The organism is Halorientalis brevis, assembly GCF_042678165.1.
Taxonomy (GTDB): domain Archaea; phylum Halobacteriota; class Halobacteria; order Halobacteriales; family Haloarculaceae; genus Halorientalis; species Halorientalis brevis.
Map to the genome: position 1 here is coordinate 133,495 of NZ_JBHUDJ010000001.1, position 14,259 is coordinate 147,753.

At 60.2% G+C, this 14,259-nt stretch carries 13 protein-coding genes and 1 pseudogene; 7 read left to right on the plus strand and 7 right to left on the minus strand.

The window, feature by feature from the left end; genetic code table 11:
* Positions 1-129: 129 nt before the first annotated feature.
* A pseudogene (locus ACFR9U_RS00720) lies at positions 130-306 on the minus strand (HVO_2922 family protein); the annotation flags it as partial.
* A 103-nt stretch (positions 307-409) separates the two neighbouring features.
* On the opposite strand from ACFR9U_RS00720, the gene ACFR9U_RS00725 reads away from it, so the two are divergent.
* From ACFR9U_RS00725 to ACFR9U_RS00735, 3 genes are all read left to right on the plus strand, one after another.
* Positions 410-2,596, plus strand: coding sequence for an N-6 DNA methylase (locus ACFR9U_RS00725; RefSeq protein WP_247377867.1), 2,187 nt, complete (start codon positions 410-412; stop codon positions 2,594-2,596).
* Positions 2,597-2,683: 87 nt separating this feature from the next.
* Positions 2,684-3,955, plus strand: coding sequence for a PH domain-containing protein (locus ACFR9U_RS00730; protein WP_247377869.1), 1,272 nt, complete (start codon positions 2,684-2,686; stop codon positions 3,953-3,955).
* Between the two features lie 91 nt (positions 3,956-4,046).
* Entirely contained in the window at positions 4,047-4,226 is a 180-nt protein-coding gene (locus tag ACFR9U_RS00735) for a DUF7331 family protein (protein ID WP_379813579.1), read from the plus strand.
* Between the two features lie 6 nt (positions 4,227-4,232).
* Here the strand turns inward: ACFR9U_RS00735 and ACFR9U_RS00740 are convergent, their stop codons facing one another.
* Positions 4,233-5,174 (minus strand): ArsA family ATPase, encoded by a 942-nt coding sequence (locus ACFR9U_RS00740; protein WP_247377878.1) that lies wholly within the window; start codon positions 5,172-5,174, stop codon positions 4,233-4,235.
* 110 nt (positions 5,175-5,284) lie between these two features.
* On the opposite strand from ACFR9U_RS00740, the gene ACFR9U_RS00745 reads away from it, so the two are divergent.
* Positions 5,285-5,638, plus strand: coding sequence for a hypothetical protein (locus ACFR9U_RS00745; RefSeq protein ID WP_247377880.1), 354 nt, complete (start codon positions 5,285-5,287; stop codon positions 5,636-5,638).
* A gap of 75 nt (positions 5,639-5,713) precedes the next feature.
* Here ACFR9U_RS00745 and ACFR9U_RS00750 read toward each other — a convergent pair whose 3' ends face one another.
* Positions 5,714-5,956 (minus strand): DUF7120 family protein, encoded by a 243-nt coding sequence (locus ACFR9U_RS00750; protein ID WP_247377883.1) that lies wholly within the window; start codon positions 5,954-5,956, stop codon positions 5,714-5,716.
* Between the two features lie 131 nt (positions 5,957-6,087).
* Between ACFR9U_RS00750 and ACFR9U_RS00755 the strand changes: the two genes are divergently transcribed.
* Complete coding sequence (locus tag ACFR9U_RS00755) at positions 6,088-7,038, plus strand: M48 family metallopeptidase (protein WP_247377885.1); 951 nt, start codon at positions 6,088-6,090, stop codon at positions 7,036-7,038.
* Positions 7,039-7,303: 265 nt separating this feature from the next.
* Here the strand turns inward: ACFR9U_RS00755 and ACFR9U_RS00760 are convergent, their stop codons facing one another.
* The 3 genes from ACFR9U_RS00760 to ACFR9U_RS00770 all read right to left on the minus strand — a co-directional run bounded on the left by ACFR9U_RS00760 (position 7,304) and on the right by ACFR9U_RS00770 (position 11,246).
* On the minus strand, positions 7,304-8,197 hold the full coding sequence (locus ACFR9U_RS00760) for a double zinc ribbon domain-containing protein (RefSeq protein WP_247377887.1): 894 nt from the start codon (positions 8,195-8,197) through the stop codon (positions 7,304-7,306).
* 268 nt (positions 8,198-8,465) lie between these two features.
* Positions 8,466-9,800: a methyl-accepting chemotaxis protein gene (locus tag ACFR9U_RS00765; RefSeq protein WP_247377888.1), complete on the minus strand. Its 1,335-nt coding sequence runs from the start codon at positions 9,798-9,800 to the stop codon at positions 8,466-8,468.
* A gap of 372 nt (positions 9,801-10,172) precedes the next feature.
* The gene (locus ACFR9U_RS00770) at positions 10,173-11,246 is read right to left on the minus strand and encodes a tyrosine-type recombinase/integrase (RefSeq protein ID WP_247377892.1); all 1,074 of its coding nucleotides are present in this window, start codon (positions 11,244-11,246) and stop codon (positions 10,173-10,175) included.
* A 410-nt stretch (positions 11,247-11,656) separates the two neighbouring features.
* Here ACFR9U_RS00770 and ACFR9U_RS00775 point away from each other — a divergent pair, with 410 nt between their 5' ends.
* Positions 11,657-11,872, plus strand: coding sequence for a winged-helix domain-containing protein (locus tag ACFR9U_RS00775; RefSeq protein ID WP_247377894.1), 216 nt, complete (start codon positions 11,657-11,659; stop codon positions 11,870-11,872).
* Between the two features lie 227 nt (positions 11,873-12,099).
* Here ACFR9U_RS00775 and ACFR9U_RS00780 read toward each other — a convergent pair whose 3' ends face one another.
* The gene (locus ACFR9U_RS00780; RefSeq protein ID WP_247377897.1) at positions 12,100-13,233 is read right to left on the minus strand and encodes a hypothetical protein; all 1,134 of its coding nucleotides are present in this window, start codon (positions 13,231-13,233) and stop codon (positions 12,100-12,102) included.
* Between the two features lie 437 nt (positions 13,234-13,670).
* On the opposite strand from ACFR9U_RS00780, the gene ACFR9U_RS00785 reads away from it, so the two are divergent.
* A complete protein-coding gene (locus ACFR9U_RS00785) occupies positions 13,671-13,931 on the plus strand; it encodes a hypothetical protein (RefSeq protein ID WP_247377900.1) in 261 nt (86 codons plus the stop codon).
* Positions 13,932-14,259: the final 328 nt, after the last annotated feature.

The following is a 14,259-nucleotide window of genomic DNA, read 5'->3' on the forward strand; positions in this document are numbered from 1 at the left end:
ATCACTTTCCTCCAGCGGTACGAACTCGATCGGCCTCCACGAATCGACCACGAGGCATCCCCGCGAGCCAGGCGACGTCGAACTCCACGGACGGTGAGAAACCGGGACCGACGACACTGTGCGCTGGCCCTACTCGAGCTCTTCGACCGCCGCGTCGGGCGCGTTGGCCTTGACGCTCCGGATCCCCTTCTTGGCGTTCGCCTTCGTCGTGTATCCCTCGCCGCTGTCGGCGATGATGTTCCCGTTCGCGTGTCGAAGCCGCCATCGCCACTCGTCCGCGTCGTCTCGGAACAACTCGAAGGTCGCAGTCATCGGTGACGCGTACAGACGCGGGCCACGCCCTAATAGCCAGCGGGAGGCGACGTGACGGGAGTTATATGTCGGGGGCGAGTGAACACCGGGCAGCGACATGGGGGCACTGCTCTCGGATCTGACGGACGACCTCGCACACCAGTACGTGGCGAACGCACACGACCGACTGGCGGCAGACGGACCAGTTGCCGACGCCAGAGCCACCTGGGCCGAGTACGTTCGCGCGTGTCACGGCGACGTGGTCGCCGACGTGACCCTCCCCGAGAGCGACGTCGCCCCCGACGCCGAGACCATCGATCGCGTGTTCGTCCGAGCCTGCTACTTCGACTTTCTCGTCGACTCCCTGCTCGATGCCCTCGAAGGCACCGCTGGCGTCACGCTCCGTAACCGCGACCCGCGCACGAACACCGACGCGCTGTCGGTCGCCCTCGGGCCGCTCCACGACCGCATCCTGCCGCCGGAGCGCGGCCGCGACCGAGTGCGAGCAGCAGTCGACGAGGCGACGCTCCGGCGTCTCGGCCCCGACGCGCTCCGTGACCTCTACCAACGGGTCGTCCCGCGAGAAGTCCGCCTCGCCCTCGGCGAGTACTACACGCCCAGGGGCGTCGCCGACCTGGCCGTCGAGGGACTCGACGTCGACGACCCCGAAACCACGGTCCTCGATCCGGGCTGTGGCTCGGGCGTCTTCCTGACCGCCTGTCTCGACCGCAAGCTCACGGCGCTCGCGGACGAGTCGCCCCAGGAACGACTCGACGCCGTCGTCAGTTCCGTCGTCGGCATCGACCTGAACCCGGTGGCCGTCAAGAGCGCGAAGCTCGCGTACTGCGCGACCCTGTTCGACGACCTGGCGTCGCCTGCGGTCGACGAGATCGAAGTCCCGGTGTTCCTGACCGACGCGCTCGGACTGGTGCGGGAAGACGACCCCCGTGTCAGCGGCGAGATGGCGACCGGAAAGTTCGATGCCCTCGTAGGAAACCCACCCTGGGTCCCCTGGGAGCGGTTGCCCAGCGAACTCAAGACCCGCTTGCGCGAGCGGTACGTGGACGAGTTAGGACTGCAGCCACACGAGGGCGTGGTGGCACGGCTGGGACACAACAACGACGACATCGCGGTGCCGTTCGTCTGGGTCTGTCTGCACCGGTACCTGCGCCGGGACGGAACGGCGAGTTTCGTCCTCAAACGGGACATCATGCGCGGCGCCGCGGGGGCCGTCCTGCGCCGCCTCCAGGTCGGCGACCGGTCCCTGTCGGTCGAACACGTCCACGACTTCGCCGGCCTGGAGCCGTTCCCCGAGGTGGGCGCGAACGCGGCGCTATACCGGTTCGCGGCCGATTCCGACTCTTCGTTCCCCATCGAGACGACGGTCTGGCGGTCGACGGACGGGGCGTCCACGGACTACGGGACGGGGTCGACGCTGCGCGAGACGGCGACGCGACAGCGGACGGAGTTGCGGCCGCTCGACCCCGACGACGCGACCACGGCCTGGATTCGGGCCGACGCGGAGCGCGCGGCACTCGGCGAGTGCGCCCACGACATCAGACACGGGCTCAAAGACGACGCGAACGCCGTGTTCGGGCTCGACCGGGCTGTGCTGGACGAACTGGAGCCCGACCTGGTGTATCCGTACGTCAAGTCGCGGCACGTGCGGAAGTACGGGCTGACCGGGCACGACCTGCGCCTGGTCCCGGCCGAGAAGGCGGGCGAGGACAACGAATCGTGGCTCCGGGAGACCTGTCCGGAGACCTACGACTACCTCGCAGCCCATCGCGAGACCTTGCTCGATCGGTCGTCGTCGTGGCTGGACAAGGGCCCCTTTTACTCGGTGTTCGGTCTCGGGGAGTACACGTGGGCCGACTACAAGGTCGCCTGGTGTCGGCTGGGATTCAAACCGGACTTCGCGGTGCTCTCGACGCGCCAGGACCCCGATCTGGGAGAGCAACCGGTGATCCCCGGCGACCACTACATGTTCGTCGCCACGGACCACCGTGAGACCGCGCACTTCCTCTGTGCCCTGTTGAACTCCGCGCCCTACCAGCGCACGCTCCGGGACATCTCGTCGAACGGGAAAGCCAGTCTCTCGAAGTCCGTCGTCTCGGAGCTCCACCTCCCGGGCTGGCCGGACACGGAGACCAGTCGGCGACTGGCAGCCCTCTCGATGGAGGCCCACGAACTCGTTGGCGAGTCCCACGACGGACAAGACCGGCAGGCAGCCATCGAGTCGATACAGGTGGAGATCGATCGGCTCGTCGAGGAGGCGCTGACCGCCGGACGACTGGGCGAGTAGCGCGACGAGCACCGGCGGTTTCCGAGCGTGAACGGTCGAGCGATTCATTATGGAGGAGCAACAAGTGAGAAATACGACGTGTAGTGTATGGGGGGACGCTTGGACGCCGAGCAGATACTGCGATCCGGGTCCGACGCGGGGTCGTCGGGGGGGTACCTGCGAGGCAAACGACTGACCGACTACTTCGAGGGGTCCGAACGCCCGGCGTTCGTGCTCTCGAACGAGACGAAGGGCATCAAACACGAACGGGGCGGCGAGACAGCGGTCGTCACCCCGGGCGAGGACTACCAGGCCGTTGCAGCCGTTACCAACGAGCGAGTGCTGTTGGTCGTCGGTGGAAACGACGAGCGGGGCGGCCGCAATCGCGAGGTCTCCCTGCCGTACACGGAGATCCGCTCGATCGAGACCAAGACCGGCGTGTTCAAGAGCCGACTGACGATCACGGCCCGAACCAGCGACACGTATCACTTCGTGCTGAGCGGCCGTGAGGCCCTGGACGAGGTCGAGGCGTACGTCGAGCGAGCGATCGCCTACTGGGTCGCGGTCGATCGGCGACTCGAAAAGGCCAGAGACCACCTCTCGACGATCGAGTCCACCATCGAAGCGGGCGATCCACGGGCCGCAGCCGACGCGTATCGCCGGACTCAGGAGTTGCTCGACCAGGCCAGCGAGGTCGCAGAAGCGTTCGAGTCCGGCACCCGCGCGATGGAGCGTCGGATCGACCAGCTCGAGACCCGGCTCACGCTGACGGAGATTCGGGGCCACCGCCTCCGGGGCCGACAGCTCGCCGAGACTGCGACTGACGCGCGAGGCGAGGACGACTACGAGGCAGCGCTCGACGCGTACACCACGGCGAAGTCCCAGTACGAGCGCGCCGTCGACCTCGCCGCGGCGAGCCAGAATCGCGACGCCGAGAAGTTACGATCGGAACTGACGGACGTCTCGAAAGCCGTCGAGGAGATACGGACCGAACCGCTCTTGCGCGCGATGAACGCCTGTGCGGAAGCGATCCAGGCCGACGAACCGGCACCGGAGCGCTGGCGGACGGCAATCGACGTGTGTCACGACGTGCACGGGATTCTCCACCGCGACGACCGGTTCGACGGCGATCCGGCGGCACTTCGCTTTCAGATCGAGTGGCTCGTTCAGAACTGTCTGAACGCACACGAGCGGGCGGCCGAACAGGCCGTGAGGGCGGGCGAGGAGTATCGCGAGCAGGGCGACGACGAGGCCGGACGCAACGCGTTCGAGCGCGCCCGCGAACACCTCCGACGGGCGCGCGACCTGGCCAGGGAGTTCAGGTCCGGCGTCCCCGCGAGATACGAAACCGCCCTCGAAACGGTGTATCAGGCGGCCTGACCGCCCACGGGCGCTCGCAGTGCAGGTTTTCACAGCGTGGGAACGGTCGACGGCGTTGATGTCCCCGACGCCGAAGAGACAGGCGAGCGCCATGAGCGAACGTTCGGACGCGGCACCGACCTGGACCGCATACGAAGTTTCGAACGGTGAGTACGTCGTCTGTGAGCGCGGGAACCCCCACGCGTGGCTCCGCTCCGACGCCGTCGTCCCGCTCCCGGACAGCGAGCACTCGCCGGCGGGCGACGACGAGACGCACGTCCGGGAGTCCTGACGAGTCTCAGTCGGCGAGCCAGTCGGCCACGTCCCCGAGCGCCGCCATTCCGCGGACGTCGGTCTCGCGTTCGGGCAGGACGCTGACCTCGTGGTCCGGAAACCGCTCGCGAGTCTCCGCGATGATCGCCTGCTGTGACTCGTGTCTGGCCTGACAGCGCTGGCAGTCGGGCGCGGGGTCCACGACTACTTTGTTCACGACGAGGCCGTCGACGGGAATCTCGAAGGCGTCGAGTTGCTCGACCAGCCGTTCGGTTTCGGCTAGCGCCATGCGCTCGGGAACGAGGACGACCCGGAACTCGGTTCGGTCGGGGTCGCGAAGGATCGCGGCCACGCGCTCCATCCGTTCCTGGAGGTCGGCGAAGCGGTCCTGTGTCTCTGCCTCTCGGCTGGTCATGTAGTAGGCCGGCCCGAGGACCATGCGCTTGGTCGAGTCGGCGATGCGGCGAACCTGGCTGCGGATCGACATCGCCGTGCGGGCGGTCGCGCCGACCACACTGGGCATATCGAGCAGTCTGAGCGTGTGCCCGGTCGGGGCCGTGTCGAGGACGACGACGTCCCAGCGGTCGCTGGCGGCGTACTCGACGAGCGTGTCGAGGGCCGCGACCTCGTCGCTCCCGGGCGCGAGCCCAGCGGCGAACACGTCTTCGATCTGTTCGTCCTCGACGCGGACGCCGACGTCGGCGAACTCGTCGAACAACGTCGCGAACAGGTCCTCGTACTCGTCCATGCGTGCCTCGGGATCGATCTCGACGGCCCAGAGGTGGTCGGCGAGCCGCGTCGGCTCCGCCCCCACGTCTCGCTCGAACGAGTCCGACAGCGAGTGGGCCGGGTCCGTCGAGACCACGAGCGTCTCCTGGCCGTCGCGGGCGAGACCCACGGCAGTCGCCGCCGCACACGTCGTCTTACCGACCCCGCCTTTGCCACCGTAGAGGAGGTAGCGAGTCACGGCCGGAGTTCCACGGCCAGGTGGAAATGCGTGTGGTGGCCCGGGGGCGGTCCCGGCCCTCGAACTGCGCCACAAGTATTTATCCTTCGAGGGCCGACACGCAGGCGGCGATGTCTCTCTACACGGTCCGGCGCGAGATCGAGTCTGTCGGCACTGCAAACGCGGCGAGTACCGGCGTCGCAAAATCGACGGCGGCCGACGACGTCCGCGAACAACTGACCGAAGCGGGTGCGGACGCGATCGCCGCGCTCGACGTCGAAGCGACGGACGTCTACGAGTTCCCCTCCGGCCCGTTCGATCCGTATCGCGTCCACATCGAGGTGACGCTGTCCGTGACCGTCGAGGCGTCGGACGACGCGACGGCCACCGAAGTTGGCGAGGACCGAATCGCAGAGATTCTGGCAGCGAGCGGCCTCGACGACGTGGAGTACGCCGGTCCGGCCGAGGCCGACGCAGCGGCGTGACTGCGGGCGGCGATCGGGCACTGCGAGGCCCCAGTGTTGCCACTGGCAGGTCCGACTCCGAAGGCCAGGGAGGTCCTAGAGGAAGTCCTCGTCGGGACCGCGACCGGCCGGGTCCTCGGCGGTGTCCCACATGTCGTCGGCGAACTCGTCGGCCATGTCCGTCGCGGGATTGTCTGCGGAAGTGTCACGCGTGTAGGCGTCCAGTCCCGCGGAGAGCAACTCCTCGACGGCCTCCTCTTCAGTGACGAACTCCTCGTCGACGAGCCGTTCGAACTGTGCGTACACGTCCTGTGGAAGCGAGACTTCGACGTTCGGCACGAGGGGAGTTATCCCATCGGACCTTTTCAATCTTGGGGCGAGCGACGTCGGTGCCGCGCCGTCGGGCGCCGACCGACGAGCCCGCTGTGGGGGACGACACGCCTTTGAGCGGCGTCGGCCAATGTCCGCGTATGGGTCGGTTCGGACTGCGCCTGCTGATGGGACTCGTCGGCCTCTCCCTGCTCGCGTTCTACGGCCTGGCTGCCTGGCTCACGTACGCGCTCCTGGCGACGTTCTGGGCCAATCGTCCCCCGCTGGGGACGACCGTCCTCGTCGTCGCGGGGATGACGGTCGTCTTCGGGTATCTGAGCTATCAGTTCGGCACGGCTCGGATCCTGTCGAGTCTGGACGCCGTGGAGATTCCGCGACGCGAAGCGCCGGGGCTCTACGACCGCGTCGACCAGTTGGCGGCGGAGATGGACGTCGACTCCCCGCGGCTCCTGGTCGCCGAGATGTCGTTGCCCAACGCGCTCGCCCTGGGGAGCGCCGGGAACGGCGTCGTCGTGCTCGATCGGGCGTTGTTTCGCTTTCTCACCGACGAGGAGCTGCTGGCGATCCTCGCCCACGAGTTCGCCCACCTGGAGAGCCGCGACAGCCTCGTCCAGACGATGGCCTACAGCGCGATGCGGACGGTCGTGGGGTTCGTCACGTTCGCGTTCCTGCCGCTCTTGCTGTTCGTCACTGGGGTCGCCCGGGCGATGGCCTGGATACGCGGCCGGCCCGCCGAGTGGTCGAAGGGACTGTTCGGGCAGTTCCAGCTGTTCGTCCACAACGGCGTCGCGCTCGTCTTTCTCGTGCTGACGCTACTGATTCGCGCCCACTCGCGCCGTCGCGAGTTCGCTGCCGACGACCGGGCCGCCGAGGTGACCGGCAGACCACTGGCGCTCGCCCGTGCACTCTCGAAGATCGATCGGATCAGCAATCCCGACTGGGGACTGCTCTCCCCGCTGTACACGCGCGGGGACGAGGACAACGGACTGGGGCGTATCTTTTCGACCCACCCCGGGACTGACGACCGCGTGGAGCGGCTGGTCGAACGCGCCAACGCCACCCGCCCCCAGGCCATTCGTCTCCGATACTAGCCCGCGCCGGACGGCCGCCGATCCCGGATCGGCTACCGTTCCGCAACTGCTCGGGTCGGAACGGCCGACACAGTCATGTGTCCTGGGGACAACCCACACAGACATGTGTCTGCCCACCCAGCAACCCTGTAGCGAGGACGGCTGTGACCGGTTCGCGATGCGCGGGACGACGGTGTGTTTCGGGCACGCCTCGATCGAAGAGATCGTCAGCTGAGCCATCGAGGGGCGAGTGGTCCGAGAGGAGCAAGACGCCAGCCCGGCGCGATCAGTTTTTATGTGCCGGAACGACTTCGGTTTCGACGACGGTCAGCACCGTCTCCAACTGCGACTGCCACTCCGTCAGCGTCGCCGCGGTTGCTTCCTGGACGGATTCGAGTTCCCGCTGCTGTTCCGGCGGGAGTTCCGGCAGTTCGTTCCCGCAGGCAGAGCAGTAGTCCTCGTCGAGTTCGTCGACGTCCGTTCGGCACTGGAGACACTCCCAGAACACGGGAAGTTCGCGACTGCACTCACCGCAGAGCTTCGAGTCCTGATCGGCGTCGTAGCCGCATTTCGGACACTTCACCGTCGTCAGGACGTTGATGTAGTCCTGGAAGTAGCCCACGATCTCCAGTTCGTATCGCAGGAGACCCAGAACCTCCTCGGACAGGTGCGCGATCGCGTCGCGCTTCGCCTGGGTGTCGGCCTCGAGATGCAGGTTCGCGAACATTAGCTTGGCCGTGAGAATGTGGTTTTTCGCGTCCCGCGCGTCGATGAGAAAGCTCTCGCTGTTCCTGACGATCTCTCCCTCGTCGACGTCACCGTCGCCGAGCACCTGATTCGCGTATTTCGACACCAGGCTTTCGATCTTGTCCACGTACGCGATCGCCCGTTGGAGGTCCTGCAGTGACTCGATCGGATCGACCATCGAGTCCTCGGCAGCCCCCTCGGCCGAAGCATCGGCCGCCTCGGTGAGTCGTCGCTTACACTGCCGACACACGGTGAGCAGATTCGCAGTATCGTGAGAGCCCCCGGCGTCGAGCGGGACCAGGTGATAGGCCAGCAGTTCGGCGTCGCCCTTTTCACCGCCTTTCCGTTCACAATTCTGGCACGTGTACCCGTCCTGTTCGAACACCTCCCGTCTGCGAGACCGCCAATCTCGCGGATACTCAGTGTTGACCATGAACCCACAGACAGAATTATCGCCTATGATTTTTTCGGCCAAATTATCGTATCTGACTCCTGTACCAGAATATCGGAAAGTTACTTTTGATAACTACCCGAATCAGTTTTGTCGGGTCCGTCACACTCCGAAAGAACCTCAGTAGCAACTCGTGTTCCGCACACTCGAGTTATCATTCAAATCACAATTCCAGGTTCGCTCGGACCGGGCAGGTCACAAAGTGACGTTCTGGGGATAGTAGGACAACGCGTGCCGAGGCGGGCGGGAGTTAGCTGGACTTCGAGTCCAGTTGCGTTTTCACCCGCGACACGCTCGCGTGGATCTCGTCGACCATCGCTGTCTGTTCCTCGTTTGCCGCTGCGACGTCTTCCACCTCGGTTGCGACTGTCTTGGCACGTTCGACAGCCGTGTCGACCATACTGGCGAGTTCCTCTGCGCTGGCGGCCTGCTCGTCCGTCGCGTCGGCGATCTCGTCGATACCGGACGTCGTTTCCTGGATGGCGTCGACGATCGCGACCTGGTTCTCCACGAGCGTCTCGACGTGTCCGACGGCGGACTCGACGTGTGTGTTCGCCGTTTGGACGTTGTCAGTCACGTCGGCGGCGTTGTCCCGCAGTTCCGACACGATCTGCTCGATCTCGTCGACTTCCTGTTTCGACTGCTCTGCGAGCTGTTTGATTTCGTCTGCGACGACGGCGAACCCTTCACCGTCCTGATCGGCCCGGGCCGCCTCGATGTTCGCGTTCAACGCGAGGAGGTTCGTCTGCTCTGCGATCTCGGTGATCACGTCGACGATCTGATCGATTTCGTCGAGTTTGGCGGTGAGGTCCTGCGTGCTCATCCCGACGTTTTCACCCGCTTGGGCCACTTTCTGGGTGATATCGAGGACCGTTTGCCCGGACTCCTGGGACGCCTCGGCTAATCGGCGCGCCTCGTCGCTCGTCGCGCTGACCTCCTCCGCACTCGACGCGATTTCTTCGATCGTCGCGCTGAACGTCGCGATCTCGTCGCTGATCTCGTCGAGATCCTGGGCCTGTTCTCGGCTCACCGAACTTATCTGCTCGGAGCTCGTCGCCACGGTTTCCGACGACGTCTGTAGATCGGCGACTGCAGATTCGACCTCCTCGGCCATCTGCTCCTGCAGTTCCTCGACCATCAACCGCTGTTCGACGAGTTCCGTGACCCGAGACGCGACCTCGAAGGCGCCGACGACTGTGCCGTCATCGGCAGTCAACGGGAACCCCGCCGCCCGGACGTGCCACGTCTCCCCCGTCGTCCCCGTCCCGGTCCTGATCTCGTCTTCCCGAATGGACTCACCCGTTCTGACGACCGTCTCGGCGAGCGTTTCCGTCTCGCCGTCGGTTCCGATGACGTCGTACGCCGGCTTGCCGATCACGTCCTGCTTTTCCCGCCCGATGATGTCCGCCATTCCCTCGTTCCAGTGCGTAATACAACCGCTCTCGTCGACGACGACTACCGGCTCTGGAAACGCTGCAACGACCGTGTCGAACAGTTGCCGCCAGAAGTCACGTTCCCGTCGCAGAGTTGCCTGCTCGTCCGCCCCGTCAGAAAGGACACTCTTCGCGAGTTTTTTCGAACTCATTTTCTGTTTCTTACAGTTTTTCAGAGACACGTAGCTATCTTCAATCTCACGTTCGTATCAGGGCAGACCAGTTCAGCAAACGCGATTCGTCGTGAGACACGTTCTTGTGCTACGGGTTTGGAAAAGCGGTTCTGCCACGTTCGGCAGAGAAAGGACGCTCGGCTCGTCGCGGAGCTGTGACTGAGAGATGAGGCCGTCGTTAGTGAGGATTTGAACCGCGAGGAGTTCGCTACCGCTCGTCCTCTAGGTGCAATCTGTCCAAGGACAGATGTGAACCTCACGAGTTGTTCGGCGCAAAATCAGTGGGTTGGGGCGGGTCGGGATGCTTACGTGGTAGTTGCGGCTTCGTAGGTTGATGTCTTCGCTCATGGGTTACTGATCAGGCAGGTACTTGCGGCGCTGTTCCATCTTCTCGCGTAGGGTCCGCCGGTCGTAGTGGCGGTCAAGAACTTTGTCCGAGACGTTCATCCGATCCTGAACCACGTCGCGCGGCGTATCCTGTAGCAGATAGCGAGTCAACGATCCACTCCGCGCATCGTGTGGTGACCGGGACGACGGGCACTTCGTCGCCATCTTGTACGGTGCTGCCTCGCAGGAGTCGATCTCCCGGTCATGGGGGCACTCTTCACCGTACCAACAGGGCCTTGTAATCGCGTACATCGTGTTCCGAATCGTGGAGACACGCGGCCGGCCCTGTCTCGTCGTCAGAAGCGGATCACGCCCGTAGGAATCCTCGATGTCGTTCCGTGGACCGTTGATGTAGTCGTGGAGAACTTCAGCGACGTACTCGGAAATCCCGTTCCACCGCTCGCCACGTTCCCCGTTCTTCAGTGGGGTATCGGTTTCCGGTCGGTGAACGAAATTCACAGCTGGGCCGTCAACTCTCGGGTGAGTGCCGTCGAGATCTACGTCTTCCAGATCCAATGCACGAATACCACCAGCACGGCAGCCAGTGTGCCACAGCAACAGCAAGATGACGTGCTTCCGGCTGGCGTAGTGATAGCGGTCCAGATAGTGGAGAATACTATCGGCACGGGCCGGGTCGAGCGTGGTGTCGCTTACCTGTTCGTCTTCGCTGACGGTCGGCAGAATAATCTTCGACGGCAAGCTCTCTGGTACTGCATCGACCTTCGAAACGAAACGGAGGAAGACACGAAGCGTGGACAAATGGTTGTAGAGAGTCTGCTGTCCCACCTCGGCGTAATCGTCCATGTAGTGCTGATCATAGTCCTCGAATCCATCACGACGGGCGACGCGGAACGCGTGGAGAGTCCGACCGTCGACGTCGTTCATGTTAGTGATGCCTTCGGCGCGGCACCACCGGACGAACGCTGTTAGCCGATAGCGTTGTGACCGGAACGTCTTCGGCCGAAGTTCCCCTCGTCGAGTATCGAGGTACAAATCCATCGCTGCCTCCGGTTCGAGCGGATCAAGATTGTCGCTCATTCCCGCTCACCGCCACACCCACAGTAGGTGGTAACCGTCTTCGGAAGCTACCTTTGCGAAGTGATTCAGCCCTACCGGGGGCAGGTTCCAGATACCCGTGAGAAGGAATTTCGACAGCGATTCGTGACGCTTTCGTGCGGGATGCTTTTGTCCCGCGGATTTGAAGATAGTCATGCTTCCGTAGCTTGGATACGGGAGCCACGGCGGGCCGATGCTGCAACATCGGGTCCGCTTCTTGCGATCAGACCTGCTTGGTAGAGGTCCGCATGTAGCTTCCGTGAGAGCATACAATTTCCCCAGAGAAGTTAATACTTTTGGGGAAGTTAATAGTGCCAGGGTAAGTATTGATGCATGTCAACTTATACACGCCACCCGCAACTACTTATCCTATGGGCGGCCGAAAACCGACTGTGAGTGATGATAAAATACTAACCATTATCGCTGATGCCACAGATCCGGTACTCTCTGCCCCAGAGATTGCAGATCAACTCACGATTGGCGAGCAGGGAACATATCAACGACTCCAGGATCTCGAAGATCGAGGCTTGGTAGAGAGTAAGAAGATTGGACAGGGGCGAGCGTGGTGGATAACAGACGTAGGAATGGATTTCATTTCAAGCAGTTAATTATTCTTGGGACCTTTTATAGCCGGTTAGTTTTCAAAGAAACCTACGTCATTCTCGTCTAGTCATAGGAAAAAACCAGTTCAACATTCTCAGTTACTCTATCTTGTTACAGAGGTTGAATTGGTTCCACAATCCACTCACAAATTGGCCGTACAATCTCAACTTCTTCTACTATATTTTTCGCAGGGTTCTAAATAAACAGTTGTGTCCACAATACGATGTTGGAATTAATCCTCAGATTTGAGTTTCTCATGGAAATCAATAACAAAGTGCCTATTTCTGAATTTTGAGAATCTACTAACCTGTGCAGAAAAAGTCACAGCCAGGAATAACAATAGCGATGTAAGCAAGTATCTTTGTTCTAGTGTCCAATCAGTCCATCTCATCGTAGGTGTGTATGTTGTTAATATCGCTAATATATTCACTAATGAAAATATGAAAAAAGGCGCCCAAAGCGAGAACGAAATGTTCCTAGAAAAGGTTGTTAGTATATTATATCGACCATATAAAGTCTGCTCACCAAAGAGTTTTGAATACCCTAAGTAACGAACCCAGTTGAAGTCAGGTTTTCCGTTTGGAAGTGATGTCTGATATATGTCTAAATCTACCTTACTTTCTATTTCTTCTTTTATGTTTGACGAGATGGTTGATTCACAATGACCGGCCAGTTCAGTAGATGGATTTGTGATGTTTGTGTTCCCTTTCTTAAACCATTCATCAATATTTTCATCCGGATATTCAGCAGGCAAGAATTTGTAAAGATGCCTAAATTTGAAATGGTCTATGTCGCTGAAAAGTACAGGTTGAAAGGAATCTTCATCGGCATATAGCACTTCTATTATATCATCTTGGCCCTCTTGTTCGGTATTTATTGGAATCACATTCAATATGAGTCCGTGGAGGAGTTTAATCATCGGTAGTTGAAGACTGAACAGCACATAAATGCTGAAAGCCAGTGAAAACAAATACAGTATAAGAGCTTCTGGTGTCGGCGGTTGAGGACTTGGTGATGAAAGGAAGACCTCGGAAATAGACTCAGTGTCGCGTAAAGGTGAGGAAACTAGTAGCAACCCCTGTGACACAAGTAACAATAATGATATTTGTAACATCAGTACTCCGAAAAGAAGCCCGATATTTGTGTGCAATATTTGATTGATCTTACCAGTTATAAAGTGAATTCCTCGTCCAACAATCAACCCAAATATTACAAGTACAATGGCTGCGACGGCTCCAGAGGTCAGACTATCAGGAATATTGTCTAATGATGTATCAGTAGTGACTGGGAACAGCAAAAGCAGAAACATTATTCCAGGCAAAATATCCACTAATATATCATATATTCTAAGTTGCTGTATTGCCATGGTGACAACCCTAAAACCAGATAGTTAATTAATTAACGATAATCAGACTAGCCATATTTTCGATATATGAGACCAGCGTATCATGTGCTTTTTCCCATCTTAATGTAAGTTATCCCGAAAGGTTACTACTCGGTGGATGTCCGGAACCCCCGATGAGTACCAGTAACAAACTGGGAAGAATTGAGTTCTGTGGATGCTCAAAAACCCATATCAGTGCAACAGCCGGCGGTTGCACGTCGATATTTTCCCTCGCCCGGTTTTGCACATACTGACCGGTCACCCCATGTGCAATTTGATCGGTGATCGCTGAGGACCACCGGCGAAATCGCCCTGATCACGCTGGCTACCAGGCCTCTCTTTATATACTATATCCGGTTGAGTTAGTCGAAACAGCTAGGATTCCAGGGAGCATGTGCAAAAACAGGATGCGAATTCACATGAACGAAGGCCGGGAGCGTCGCCTAGAACACCTCGTCGACGCCACTGGTGAACGCACCAAGAGTAAAGCCATCGACACAGCAGCCGAGTACTATATCCAGATGGCTGGGTGTGATGCCGTCCCGACTGGCGCGGTCGAACAGCTGATGCAGTTAGCTGTCGATGAGGGGAGCGTTACACCAGCACAAATTGCGACTATCCTCGATCTCGATGAACTCCCAGTGTGCTACGACCACGAATGGTCAGTCGGGCACAAGTGATGCCTCACGCATTACCACTTACATTTATGAAAATGAACAAAATTGCCATGATATCAGTAACTCCAACAATTCCAAGAGATATGCTTAGACGAGAAATAAGACCAGGTAAATGATACTTTCATTGATGGGTACACCTACGGTAAATTCACACAATCACGCCTTGTCCGGTACATAGTATACGAACCGGTTTTCTCTCTATCCGATTACTGATGTTTGAATCCACATCTTGCTTTACAGATCGAAGTTCAGGTCAGTAGCCCATTGGAAAAACACCCACAATTATTCAGGGATGAACTCAAATGATAGTAATCATATGTATTCTTAGCAT